Below are 12,057 nucleotides of genomic sequence, written 5' to 3' on the forward strand. Positions count from 1 at the left end.
AGTCGCCCCGGATCACCTCCCGGAGCGGGCGTTCTTCCGGCGACCAGCGCCGCACAAGAGTCACTTCTTGTCCACCACAACAATCTCCCCCTCCGGCTTGCCAACACCGCGAATCTCCGCCCGATACATATCCTCCGCAAACGTCGCCGGCACCACGTACCGGCCCGGCGTTACCACGCGCACCAGGTAGAACAGGTCCAGCGGCTGCCCCAGCTGGGCCGCGGCCACGAAGCGGTCGTCGCGGTACTCGGTGTGGACGATGCGCTCGTTGGCATTGGCCCGCGCCACGTTGACGCCGTCCACCGTGAACTCGCCGGCCTGCGGGCCCTGGCTGAGGTTGAGGTTCTCGATCTCGAAGCCGGCCGGGATGCGGTCCACCACCAGGCCGTCCTTGATCTGCTGCGCCGCCTTCACGCGCAGGCGCACGATGAACATCTCGCCGGTCGTGAACTGCCGTGCCGTGACCGGCGTGCCGGCGGTCGTGAACATCGCTCGTTCCACGCTGATGCGCTCGGCGCTGGGCGTCGGTGGCTTGACCGGGTAGCCCTGGGCCGTGACGTCCAGGTACAGCGGCTTGTCGCCGTCGTTCTTCAGCGCCAGGCCAGACTTCAGCTGCGCGACGTCGAAGCTCTGCTGGCCGGTGCCCCTGCCGGTCCACGCGTCGCTCTTGGCGCCGACGGCCAGCGTCGTCTTCCAGCCGTCGTCCTTCACAGCGCCGTTGGTGGCGGCCTGCACGGCGAGGAACAGCGCCAGGCGCTCCTGCGTGGAGTAGTAGTTGCGGCGCCCGAAATCGTCGGCCAGGTCGAACAGCAGGTTCTCGCGCTTGTCGTGCTGGACCTTGTGGCGCAGCAGCAGCGCGTAGGCCAGCGCGCGGTCGCGGATGCGCGAGCCGTAGTCGCCCAGCCACTGGCCCCAGTACCCGTCGTCCGGCTGGTAGCCGTAGCCGCGCGTCATCGCGTCGTCCAGCGCCGCCTTGGCGCGGGCCTCGTCACCCATGGCCTTCAGCGCCAGCGACAGCTGTACCAGCGGCAGCGGCGACAGCGCGTTGGCGCGGTGCTGGTCGTGCAGCGTGCGCAGCGTGGCCAGCGGCGCCTTCTGCTCGCGGGCCAGGATGTAGCCGGCGTGCGCCGCTTCCGCAAACCGCTGGTGCGCGATGCGCAGCAGCTCGGCGTCGCGGTAGTCGGCAATGGCGCCCTTGTCGTTGCGGCGCGGCTCCTTGGGTGGCGTGGTCTGCTGGCCAGGGCTGCGCTGGAACTGCTCGGTCAGGTTCTCCAGCGACTTCTTCAGCTGCGCCTCGGGCACGGCGAAGCCGGCGTCGCGCGCGTCTTGCAGGAAGCCGGTGACGTAGGCGCTCAGCCAGCCCTCGTAGGGGCTGCTGGCGGCCCACAGACCGTAGCCGCCGCGGGCCTGCTGCATGCCGGCGAGGCGGGCGAAGGCGCCTTCCAGCCGCTTGGCGCGTTCCTCGCGCGGCACCGGGGTCAGGCCCCAGCGCCTGGCGGCCTCGTCGTCGATGAAGACCAGTGGGTAGGCGCTGGACGTCGTCTGCTCCAGGCAGCCGTAGGGGTACATCAGCAAGCCCTTGACCTGGTCCTTGATGTCGATGGGCGGCGTGTTGGAGACGCTCAAGCCCAGCGTGGCGGAGCCGCTCCAGTAGGCGTCCAGCAGCGCCTTGTCGACGGTCTGCGTGGCGCCGGGCTCGATGCGGATGCGGCGGCTCTCGCGCGTCAGCGGCGTGACGGGCTGCACCTGCAGCGCCGCCTCGCGCACCAGGCTCAGCGTGCCGGCGCTGACGGTCAGCTTGATCGGCGCCAGGCCGTAGGCGTCCAGTGCCTCGGCCTGGAAGCGCAGGATCTGGCGCTGCTTGTCGGCGAGCTTCACGCTCTCGGCCGCGCCGGTGATGCGCACGGGGCCACTGGCGCTCAACGCGATCTTGACCTCCTGCGGCGCGCCGCTGAGGTTGGTCACGTCCAGCGCGATGGTCGCCTTGTCGCCCGGCGCGATGAAGCGCGGCAGGTTCAGCTCGGCCACCAAGGGAGCTGCGACGACGGTCTCGGCCTGCGTGCTGCCGTAGCTGTCGGCGCTCGACACGACGGCCATCAGCCGCAGCGTGCCGTTGAAGTCCGGCAGCTTGACGCTGATGACAGCCTCGCCCTTGGCGTCCAGCGCGACCGGGCCGCTGAACAGGTCCACCAGCAGCAGCTTGCGCGGCATGCTCTGCGTGTCGCGCTTGCCGGCGTCGCCGCCGAAGCGCTGCTGCGCGGTGTTGCCGTCCATCTTCTCGATCAGGCGGCCGTAGAGGTCCAGGATGTCGGCGCCGTAGCGGTGCTTGCCGAAGAAGAAGTCGGCCGGGTCGGGCGTCTTGAAGTTGGTGATGTTCAGGATGCCGACGTCGACCGCCGACACCGTGACGATGGCCGGCTTGCCCGCCAACTGCGGCACCTTGACCTTGATCGGCAGCGCCGTGGACGGCTGCGTCTTGGCGGGCGCTTCCAGCGCCACCTTCAGCTTGCGGTCCTCCCGGTTCAGCGGCAGGTGCACCAGGCCCAGCGCACGGGCCGGCGTCACGCGGTCGCCCTGGCTGCCGGGGCGGAAGGCGGCGACGGTGACGTACAGGTCGTTGCGCGCCCAGGCGGCATCGACCGGAATGTCCAGCTCCGTGCCCGCGGCCTTCACGCCAACGCGCTTGCTCCACAGCACCTTGTCGCCTTCCACGGTCACCACGGCCTCGCCGTCGTGCGGCGGCTTGATGGTCAGCCTGGCCGTGTCGCCGGGCTTGAACGGCGCGCCCTTCAACTGCAGCTGCACGCGGTCGGGGCGGTTGCCGAGGTCGTCAGCGTCCTGCGCGCCGTAGCCGGCATAGAAGGCGTAGCGCAGCGTCTGCTTGGTGTCGGGGTCCTCGATCTCCAGGCGGTAGCGGCCCCACTTCACCGGCAGGTTGACGGTGGTCTTGGCGGCCAGCTTCAGCGCGCGGGCCTCGACGAGCTCGTCCGTCGTGTTGAAGCCGGAGTGCCAGCCGCGGCCGTCGTCATAGCGCCAGTACCAGTTGCGCTCCTCGTAGGTGAGCGTGAGCTTCAGGTCCTTGGCCGGCTTGAAGGCGCCGGTGGGGTCGACCCGCACGATCTCGAAGCCGGCCAGGCCGCCCTCGGGCGCAACGTTGCGGTCGAACAGCGGGCGCACGGCCACGAGCGCCGGTGCCGGCCACCAGGTGCGCTCCAGGCTGCGCACCACCGGCCGGCCGCCGCTCTCCAGCAGGCTGAAGGCGCCGCGCACGCGCATCGGCGAGTGGCGCTCGGCCAGGTTGGCCGTCAGCGCCACCTCGGCCTTGCCGTCGGCGTCCAGCTCCTGCTCGGGCTGGTCCTGGCGCGAGCGGGCCTTGTCGTCGGCGAAGTCGCCGAACAGGAAGCCGGGCAGCTTCTGGCCCAGCGGGTTGGCGAGGCGCTCGGTCGACACGGTGGCCTGCAGGCGGTTGCCGGCGGCGGGCGCGCCGTAGAGGTAGTCGCCCTGCACCTGCACGGGCAGGTTAACGTCGCCCAGCAGCGCCGCGTCGGGCGCGGTCAGCGTGAGCTTCATGCGCTCGGGCAGGAACTCCTCGACCTTGAAGGCCCATTGCGCGTCGGGGGTCTTGGCGGCCGGGTCCACGCGGGCCTGCAGCGTCCAGCCGCCGGTGGGCGCGTCGGCCGGCAGCGCGATGGCGTGCTGGAAGTAGCCCTGACCCGTCTTGTGCGGTTGCACCAGCTGCTCGGCGAGCTTGCTGCCGTCGGGCTTCTTGATGGTCAGCGTCAGCGGCAGCAGCTTGGCCGGCACGCGGCCGTCGGCGTCGCGCGACAGCACGGACACGTTGAAGGTCTCGCCGGGCCGGTACAGGTCGCGGCCGGCGTAGACGAACAGCTTGTTGCTGCGCGACGGGTGGCCGGTGGCGTCGAACTCGCTCAGGTCCAGCGCCGCGTCGCGCAGCGACAGCACGGACATCTCGCTGCCCTTCTTCGCCAGCACGGCGCGGGCCTTGTCGCTGCTGCCGGTGAACACGGCATGACCGTCACTGTCCGTCTGCGCCTGGGCCAGCGCCTTGCCGGCCTCGTCGACGAGGCTGAGCTCGATGCCGCTCTGCGCCTTGCCGCTCTTCAGCGACGTCGTGAACACGTCCAGCTGCGCGGCATGGCGGCGCAGATGCAGGCCGATGTCGGTCACGTAGTAGTGCGTGACCTGGTAGTCCCAGCCGAATCGGCCGGGCTGGCTCATCACGGCGATGTAGATGCCGGGCTCCTGCAGCGCCTTGATCTTCTCGACGGGCAGGAAGCTGACGTTGCGGCGGTTGGGCCGCTCGTCGGTCTTGAAGCGGGTGATGTAGACGCTGTCGGTCATTGCGCGCAGCTCGTCCAGCGCCCAGCCGCCCACGGTGCCGCGCAGGCGGCGCTGGCTGTCGCCGTAGCCGTCGTAGTAGTACTCGCCGTCCTCGTCACTGCCGGTGCGGGCAGGCCGGTCGCGCCGGCCGCCCACCTGCTCCAGGAAGGCCGGCAGCGACGCCGGCTTCACGCGCAGGAACTGCACGTCCACCTCGGGCGTGTTGATGCTGACGACGGGCAGGCCGCCGTTCTGCCCGGCCGGCAGCACGAGGCCCTTGCTGGCGAAGTAGAAGCTGGCCGGCATGGCCTCGCTGGCGGCGTCGCAGGTCTGCGCCGTGGCGAGCTTGTTGCCCGAGTGCGAGGCCAGCTCGGCCTTCATCGTGATGCGGTAGGCGCGGTCCGGCGTCACGTAGGGCAGGTACAGCACGCGCGGGTTGTCGCCCAGCACCCAGCGGGCGGCCAGCGGCTTGAAGCTGGCCGGGTCGGCGGGCGTGGCCTTGGAGGACGGGTCGTCGGGGTCAGCCCGTCTGCCGGGCGTGCCCTCGGCGGCGGTCAGTAGCGCGCCGAAGTCCTGCCGGCGGTCCAGCGCCTGCGTGAACATGACGGCGATGGCCGGCGAGCCGTCCAGCAGCCGCGCCTTGCACTCGGTGAAGGCGAAGGCCGCTTCCTCGGCGCCGATCTCGGCGCTGCTGGGCAGGGCGGGTGAGCGGTGGGTGGCCCACCAACCGCCGGCTGCCGCCGCCGCCACGACCACGGCCGCAATCGCGCCCTGTACAAGCCTGGATGCCATCCCGTTCCTCCGCTGAGTGCGCGGCGAGTGTAGGGAGGCTCAGCGACGGATCTGGGCGGAGAAATTCCCCAAGTTGGGGAGGCGGCTCAGCGCTGCGGCGTCTGCATCGCCAGCGGCTCGTCCAGCAGGTCGCTGGCGGGCAGCACCACCAGCGCCAGCACGAAGCCCAGCACCGACACGAGCAGCGTGGCGGTGAACTTGAAGCGGGCGGACGTGGCCATGGGTCGATAGTGAGCCATGGTGGCGTTGCGCGCGCCCCCTAACTCGCAAGTGAATGCTGACGGCGTGTTGGCAGCAGTCGACAGCGCGGGCGCCGCCTCAGCCGGCGCGCCACTGGCCGGGCGTGGCGCCGGTGGCCGCCTTCACGTGGCGGCTCAGGTGGCTGGCCCCGGCGTAGCCGCAGGCAGCGGCGATGTCGGCCAGCGGCAGGCGCGTCTCGCGCAGCAGCGCGCGGGCGCGGTCCAGCCGGCGCGCGGCCACCCAGTCGTGCACCGTGCAGCCCATGGAGGCGCGGAACATGCGGGCGAAGTGGAACTCCGACAGGTTCGCCTGGGCCGCCAGCCGGGGCAGGCTGAGGTCGGCGCTGTCCAGGTGCGCGTCGACGAAGGCCAGCACGCGCCGGCGCGCCGTGCTGGAGAGCCCGCCGGCCGAACGCTCGGCCCGCTGGCGTTGGCGTGGTTGCGCCGCCTGCAGCACGAGGTGGTCCAGCGCGGCCTGGCTCAGCGCGTCGATGCGCAGGCGTTCGGTCGGGTCGCGCCAGTCCCGCGCGGCGACGCCCTGGGCCCAGGCGGCCAGCGTGGCGTCTTCGCCAAAGATGCGCTGCGCCAGTGTGAGGGCGCGCGGCTCGGCGTCCAGCAGCCGCACGGCGCGGTCGGCCCAGGCGCTGGGCGACAGGTACAGGTGCACGAAGCGCAGCGGGCCGGCCACGTTCCAGCGCGACTCGTGCTCGGCCGGCAGGATGCAGTGGCAGCCGGGGCGGCCGGTGTCGCGCGGCGTCTCGACGAGGTGGGTGCTGTGCCCGCCCTGCAGGTAGACCGACAGCGTGTGGTGGCCCGGTCGCTGGTAGTCCATGCGGCCGCCGTGGTTGTGCCATTGCACCAGGCGCAGCCCGTGGCCCAGCGCCAGTTCCCGCTCGCGGCGGGCGCTGGAGCGGCCGAGCACGTCGAAGACGGGCTGGTCGGCGGTGGCGTGGGCGGTCAGGTCGGCAGCCATGCCGTGATGCTAGGGCGCCGTTGCGGCGGGCGGTGCACCGCAGCGCAAGGAAGCGCAGGAATGTGCAATTGCGCGGCCAGCGTGCCGGCCACCATGGCGGCATGACTGCTGTGTTGTATGCGTTGGTGGTGCTGATCTGGGGCACCACATGGATTGCCCTGAAGTGGCAGCTGGGTGCGGTGCCGATTGCACTGTCGATTGCCTACCGGTTCGGGCTGGCGGCGGTGGTGCTGTTCGCCTGGCTGGCATGGCGTCGTCAGTGGGTGGTGCCGCGCGGCAAGGCGCTGGGCTGGGTGCTGGCGCAGGGGCTGTGCCTGTTCTGCCTGAACTTCGTCTGCTTCCTGAACGCCAGCCAGACGGTGGCCAGCGGGCTGGTGGCCGTGGTGTTCTCCAGCGCGGCGCTGTGGAACGCGTTGCTGGCGCGCGTGGTGCACGGCCGCGCCATCGCGCCGCAGGTGCTGGCCGGCGGGGCGTTCGGGCTCAGCGGGCTGGTGCTGCTGTTCTGGCCCGAGATCCGCGGTGGGCATGCCACCGCGGCCGGCCTGGCCTGGGCGCTGGGCGGCACGCTGTGCTTCTCCACCGGCAACCTGCTGTCCGCCGCGCTGCAGAAAGAGGGGCTGAAGCCGGTGCAGACCAACGCCTGGGGCATGGCGGTGGGCACGGCCATCCTGACCGGTTACGCGCTGGCGGCCGGCGTGCCGTTCGCGTTCGACGTGAGCGCGCGCTACGTCGGCGCGCTGCTGTACCTCGCCATTCCCGGCTCCGTCATCGGCTTCACGGCCTACCTGACGCTGGTGGGGCGGCTGGGCCCGGAGCGCGCGGCCTACAGCACGGTGCTGTTCCCGGTCGTCGCGCTGAACGTGTCGGCCTGGGCGGAGGGCTACCGGTGGACGGCGCCGGCCTTGATCGGCCTGCTGCTCGTGATGGCGGGCAACGTGCTGGTGTTCAGGAAGAAGACGCCTTCGGCTTCCGTTCCAGCAGCGCCATCGCCTCACCCACCAGCCCGCGCCTGAAGGCCAGCACGCAGACGATGAAGATCAGCCCGGTGACGAGGCTGACCGATTCGCCCAGGCTGTTGAACCAGGCGATGCCGGTCAGCTCGCCCAGCCAGTTGCCGAAGTCGCCGATCTTGTTCTCCAGCGCGATGATGACCAGCGCACCGACCATGGGGCCCACCAGCGTGCCCATGCCGCCCACCAGCGTCATCAGGATGACGAGGCCGGAGGTGGTCCAGATCGCGTCGGTCAGCGTCGCGAAGCCCAGCACCAGCGTCTTCGTCGCACCGGCCAGGCCGGCCAGCGCGGCGGACAGCACGAAGGCCAGCAGCTTGAAGTGCGCCGTGTCATAGCCCAGCGACGTGGCGCGTGCCTCGTTCTCGCGGATGCTGGTGAGCACCTGGCCGAACGGCGAATGGACGATGCGGTAGATGAGCCAGAACGCGGCGATGAACAGGCCCAGCACGACGTAGAACAGCGTCATGTCGCTGGTGAGATCGAGGCCGAGGAAGTGGCCGCGCGGCACGCTTTGCAGGCCGTCTTCCCCGCCGGTGAACGGCGCCTGCAGGAAGAAGAAGTACAGCATCTGCGCCAGCGCCAGCGTGATCATCGAGAAGTAGATGCCCGAGCGGCGGATGGCCAGCAGCCCGAACACCAGCCCCACGCCCGCGGCGCCGGCCATGCCGACCAGGATGCCCACCGGCGTGGGCAGGCCCCAGACCTTGAGCGCATGGCCGGTCACGTAGGCCGCCGTGCCCAGGAAGGCCGCGTGGCCGAACGACAGCAGGCCCGTGAAGCCCACCAGCAGGTTGAAGGCGCACGCGAACAGCGCGTAGCACAGCACCTTCATGACGAAGACGGGGTAGGCGCCCAGCAGCGGCAGGATGCCGATGCCGGCGAACAGCGCGATGTAGCCGACGAGCTTCTTGTTCATTTCTCTTTACCGAAGAGGCCCGCGGGGCGAACCAGAAGCACGATGGCCATGACGACGAACACGACCGTGTTGGACGCCTCGGGGTAGAACACCTTGGTCAGCCCCTCCACGATGCCCAGCCCCAGCCCGGTCAGGATGGAGCCGAGAATGGAGCCCATGCCGCCGATGACGACGACGGCGAACACCACGATGATGAGGTTGCTGCCCATCAGCGCCGACACCTGCAGGATGGGCGCGGCCAGCACGCCCGCGAACGCCGCCAGCGCCACGCCGCCGGCGTAGGTCAGCGTCACCATCGCGGGCACGTTGATGCCGAAGGCCTGCACGAGCTTGGGGTTCTCGGTGCCGGCGCGCAGCTTGGCGCCGAGCGACGTCTTCTCGATCAGCGCCCACACGGCAAAGCAGACGACCAGCGACGCGACGACCACCCAGGCCCGGTAGTTGGGCAGGATCATGAAGCCGAGGTTGGTGGCGCCCGTAAGCAGCTCGGGCACCTGGTAGGGCTGGCCCGAGACGCCATAGACGGAGCGGAACACGCCCTCGATGACCAGCGTGATGCCGAAGGTCAGCAGCAGGCCGTAGAGGTGGTCCAGCTTGTAGAGCCACTGCAGCATCGTGCGCTCGATGACGATGCCGATGAGGCCCACCGCGAGCGGCGCGAGACCGAGCATGACCCAGTAGTTCAGGCCCAGGTATTCCAGCCCCATCCAGGCGAAGAAGGCCCCCATCATGTACAACGCCCCGTGGGCGAAGTTGATGATGTTGAGCATGCCGAAGATGACGGCCAGGCCCAGCGACAGCATCGCGTAGAACGAGCCGTTGACGAGGCCCAGCAGCAGCTGGCCCAGCAGGGCCGGCAGGGGAATACCGAAGATCTCAGTCATCGCGCCGACTCAGGAGGTCACTTCTTCACCAGCGGGCACTTGCTGTCGGCCAGCTTCGTGAACGCTTCCTCGCCCGGGATCTTGGCGACGACCTTGTAGTAGTCCCACGGCTCGGTGGATTCCTTCACCGACTTCACCTGCATCAGGAACATGTCGTGGATGCCGCGGCCGTCTTCCTTGCGGATGGTGCCCTTGGTGTAGAAGTCGTTGATGGGCGTGTCCTTCATCTTGGCCACCACCTTGTCGGCGTCATCGCTCTTCAAGGCATCGACGGCCTTCAGGTAGTGCGTGACGGCGGAGTAGTCCGCCGCCTGCAGCGACGACGGCATGCGCTTCATCTTCTCGAAGAAGCGGCGGCTCCAGGCGCGGGCCTCCGGGCTCTGGTTCCAGTACCAGCTGTCGGTCAGGTACATGCCCTCGGTGGTCTTCAGGCCCAGCGAGTGCACGTCGTTGATGAACATCAGCAGGCCCGCGAGCTTCATGCCCTTGGTGATGCCGAACTCGTTGGCGGCCTTGATGGCGTTGATGGTGTCACCGCCGGCATTGGCCAGGCCCAGGATCTGCGCGCCGGAGCCCTGCGCCTGCAGCAGGAAGCTGGAGAAGTCGCTGGCGTTCAGCGGGTGCTTGACGCTGCCCTTCACGGTGCCGCCGTTCTTCTGCACGACGGCCGTGGTGTCGGCCTGCAGGGCCTGGCCGAAGGCGTAGTCGGCGGTCAGGAAGTACCAGTTCTTGCCGCCCGCCTTGGTGACCGCGCCGCCGGTGCCGTTGGCCAGCGCGACGGTGTCGTAGGCGTAGTGGATGGTGTAGGGCGTGCAGTTGGCGTTGGTCAGCGCAGAGCTGCCGGCGCCGATGGAGATGAAGGGGCGCTTCTTCTCGGCGGCCACGGTGGCCATGGCCAGGTTGGCGCCGGAGTTGGTGCCGCCGATCAGCAGGTCCAGCCCCTGCGTGTCGATCCACTCGCGGGCCTTGGCCGAGGCGACGTCGGCCTTGTTCTGGTGGTCGGCAAAGATCAGTTCGATCTTCTTGCCGGCGGCCATGCCCTTCATGTCGGCGATGGCCATCTTGAGGGCCTCCACGCCGCCGGCGCCGTCGATGTCGGCGTACACGCTGGACATGTCGGTCAGGAAGCCGATCTTGATGACGTCGCCGGAGATCTGGGCCTGGGCGGCGAAGCCGGCGGTGACGAGCGCGGTGGCGATGAGGGTCTTCTTCATGGTTTGTCTCCAGTGGGGTGTGGGGTCAGACGCTGAGCAGCTCGTCCATCTGCGCCTGGTGGGCGGGCAGGTCGGCAGCAGGGAAGGACAGCACGACTTCGCCGTGCTCGATGACGATGAAGTGGTCGGCCAGTGGCGCGGCGAAGCGGAAGTTCTGCTCCACCATGACGATGGTGAAGCCCTGGCTCTTCAGCGCGCGGATCATGCGGGCCAGGGCCTGGACGATGACGGGGGCCAGGCCTTCGGAGATCTCGTCCAGCAGCAGGATGTCGGCCCCCGTGCGCAGGATGCGCGCCACGGCCAGCATCTGCTGCTCACCGCCCGACAGCCGCGTGCCGGGGCTGTTGCGACGCTCCGCGAGGTTGGGAAACATCGCGTAGATCTCGGTCTCGCTCATGACCTTGCCGCGGCGGGCCTTCAGCAGCGGCGGCAGGCGCAGGTTCTCTTCAGTGGTCAGGCTGGCGAAGATGCCGCGCTCTTCGGGGCAGTAGCCGATGCCGAGGTTGGCGATGCGGTGGGTGGCCAGGCCGATGGTTTCGTCACCGTGGACCTTGATGGAGCCCTTGCGCGCGCCGGTCAGGCCCATGATGGCGCGCAGCGTCGTCGTGCGGCCGGCGCCGTTGCGGCCCAGCAGGGTGACGACCTGGCCGGGCTGAACGCTGAGGTTGATGCCGTGCAGGATGTGGCTCTCGCCGTACCAGGCGTGGAGGTTCTGGATTTCGAGTGCGGGCGTTGCCATGTGCGTTAGCTCGCTCGGTACTTCAGGTTGACGGGGAATGTCGTGCCGGGATGCGCGCCCGGCAGCGCGGTAACTTTCTTCTGGCCCTGCAGAAGAAAGTTACCCGCCCGCCGGGGCGGACTCCCGGCACCACACGGGCCACCAAGCAGAAGTACCGAGCCAGCAGCCAGCATCATCAATGCGCCCCCACCAACTCAGTCGCCTCAGTGCCCATATAAGCCTCCAGCACCGCCGGATGCTTCGACACCGTCGCATAGTCGCCCTCGGCCAGCACCGCGCCCCGCGCCAGCACCGTGATGCGGTCGGCGATGCTCGCCACCACCTTCATGTTGTGCTCCACCATCAGCACGGTGCGGCCCTCGGCCACGCGCTTGATGAGGGCGGTGACGCGGTCCACGTCCTCATGGCCCATGCCCTGCGTCGGCTCGTCCAGCAGCATCAGCTGCGGCTCCATGGCCATCGTGGTGGCGATCTCCAGCGCACGCTTGCGGCCATAGGGCAGGTCTCCAGCCTTCAAATGCGCCATGTCACGCAGGTCCACCAGCTCCAGCAGCGACAGCACCTTGGCGTCCAGCGTCTTCAGGCCCGTGAGCCCCTTCCAGAAATGGAAGCTCGTGCCGGTGAAGCGCTGCAGGCCGATGCGCACGTTTTCCAGCACCGTCAGGTGCGGGAACACGGCCGAGATCTGAAACGAGCGGATCACGCCCCGGCGTGCGATCTGCGCGGAGGTCTCACCCGTGATGTCGGCGCCAGCGAGCACGATGCGGCCGCGCGTCGGCGTGAGGAACTTGGTGAGCAGGTTGAAGCAGGTCGTCTTGCCGGCGCCGTTGGGGCCCAGCAGCGCGTGGATGTGGCCGCGCCGCACCTGCAGGTTGACGGCGTCCACGGCGGTGAAGCCCTTGAACTCCTTCGTCAGGTCCTGCGTCTCGAGAATGAATTCGCTCAT

General features: G+C 69.4%; 9 protein-coding genes. 1 reads left to right on the plus strand and 8 read right to left on the minus strand.

Annotated elements, in window-relative coordinates:
• Nucleotides 1–60: 60 nt before the first annotated feature.
• The 3 genes from ACG04Q_RS17945 to ACG04Q_RS17955 form a co-directional block, all read right to left on the minus strand.
• A complete protein-coding gene (locus ACG04Q_RS17945; protein WP_394512481.1) occupies nucleotides 61–5,133 on the minus strand; it encodes an alpha-2-macroglobulin family protein in 5,073 nt (1,690 codons plus the stop codon).
• Nucleotides 5,134–5,219: 86 nt separating this feature from the next.
• Entirely contained in the window at nucleotides 5,220–5,354 is a 135-nt protein-coding gene (locus ACG04Q_RS17950) for a hypothetical protein (protein WP_394512482.1), read from the minus strand.
• Nucleotides 5,355–5,451: 97 nt separating this feature from the next.
• A complete protein-coding gene (locus ACG04Q_RS17955) occupies nucleotides 5,452–6,345 on the minus strand; it encodes a helix-turn-helix domain-containing protein (RefSeq protein ID WP_394512483.1) in 894 nt (297 codons plus the stop codon).
• 101 nt (nucleotides 6,346–6,446) lie between these two features.
• On the opposite strand from ACG04Q_RS17955, the gene ACG04Q_RS17960 reads away from it, so the two are divergent.
• Complete coding sequence (locus ACG04Q_RS17960) at nucleotides 6,447–7,358, plus strand: DMT family transporter (RefSeq protein ID WP_394512484.1); 912 nt, start codon at nucleotides 6,447–6,449, stop codon at nucleotides 7,356–7,358.
• On the opposite strand, the gene ACG04Q_RS17965 is transcribed toward ACG04Q_RS17960, so the two are convergent.
• The 5 genes from ACG04Q_RS17965 to ACG04Q_RS17985 all read right to left on the minus strand — a co-directional run bounded on the left by ACG04Q_RS17965 (nucleotide 7,291) and on the right by ACG04Q_RS17985 (nucleotide 12,057).
• Entirely contained in the window at nucleotides 7,291–8,274 is a 984-nt protein-coding gene (locus ACG04Q_RS17965; protein WP_394512485.1) for a branched-chain amino acid ABC transporter permease, read from the minus strand. The two genes, ACG04Q_RS17960 and ACG04Q_RS17965, sit on opposite strands and share 68 nt — an antisense overlap.
• Entirely contained in the window at nucleotides 8,271–9,158 is an 888-nt protein-coding gene (locus ACG04Q_RS17970; protein WP_394512486.1) for a branched-chain amino acid ABC transporter permease, read from the minus strand. The genes ACG04Q_RS17965 and ACG04Q_RS17970 overlap by 4 nt, the downstream gene beginning before the upstream one ends.
• A 17-nt stretch (nucleotides 9,159–9,175) precedes the next feature.
• Nucleotides 9,176–10,372, minus strand: coding sequence for an ABC transporter substrate-binding protein (locus ACG04Q_RS17975; RefSeq protein WP_394512487.1), 1,197 nt, complete (start codon nucleotides 10,370–10,372; stop codon nucleotides 9,176–9,178).
• A gap of 25 nt (nucleotides 10,373–10,397) precedes the next feature.
• Nucleotides 10,398–11,111, minus strand: coding sequence for an ABC transporter ATP-binding protein (locus ACG04Q_RS17980; protein WP_394512489.1), 714 nt, complete (start codon nucleotides 11,109–11,111; stop codon nucleotides 10,398–10,400).
• A gap of 175 nt (nucleotides 11,112–11,286) precedes the next feature.
• Complete coding sequence (locus ACG04Q_RS17985; protein WP_394512491.1) at nucleotides 11,287–12,057, minus strand: ABC transporter ATP-binding protein; 771 nt, start codon at nucleotides 12,055–12,057, stop codon at nucleotides 11,287–11,289.

The organism is Pelomonas lactea, from assembly GCF_043555885.1.
In the GTDB taxonomy this organism is placed as follows: Bacteria; Pseudomonadota; Gammaproteobacteria; order Burkholderiales; family Burkholderiaceae_C; genus Pelomonas; species Pelomonas lactea.

Bases quoted from the DNA above. Each gene is read 5' to 3' on its own strand.
- ACG04Q_RS17945 (WP_394512481.1), bottom strand. From the start codon at position 5,133: ATGGCATCCAGGCTTGTACAGGGCGCGATTGCGGCCGTGGTCGTGGCG.
- ACG04Q_RS17950 (WP_394512482.1), bottom strand. From the start codon at position 5,354: ATGGCCACGTCCGCCCGCTTCAAGTTCACCGCCACGCTGCTCGTGTCG.
- ACG04Q_RS17955 (WP_394512483.1), bottom strand. From the start codon at position 6,345: ATGGCTGCCGACCTGACCGCCCACGCCACCGCCGACCAGCCCGTCTTC.
- ACG04Q_RS17960 (WP_394512484.1), top strand. From the start codon at position 6,447: ATGACTGCTGTGTTGTATGCGTTGGTGGTGCTGATCTGGGGCACCACA.
- ACG04Q_RS17965 (WP_394512485.1), bottom strand. From the start codon at position 8,274: ATGAACAAGAAGCTCGTCGGCTACATCGCGCTGTTCGCCGGCATCGGC.
- ACG04Q_RS17970 (WP_394512486.1), bottom strand. From the start codon at position 9,158: ATGACTGAGATCTTCGGTATTCCCCTGCCGGCCCTGCTGGGCCAGCTG.
- ACG04Q_RS17975 (WP_394512487.1), bottom strand. From the start codon at position 10,372: ATGAAGAAGACCCTCATCGCCACCGCGCTCGTCACCGCCGGCTTCGCC.
- ACG04Q_RS17980 (WP_394512489.1), bottom strand. From the start codon at position 11,111: ATGGCAACGCCCGCACTCGAAATCCAGAACCTCCACGCCTGGTACGGC.
- ACG04Q_RS17985 (WP_394512491.1), bottom strand. From the start codon at position 12,057: ATGAGCGAATTCATTCTCGAGACGCAGGACCTGACGAAGGAGTTCAAG.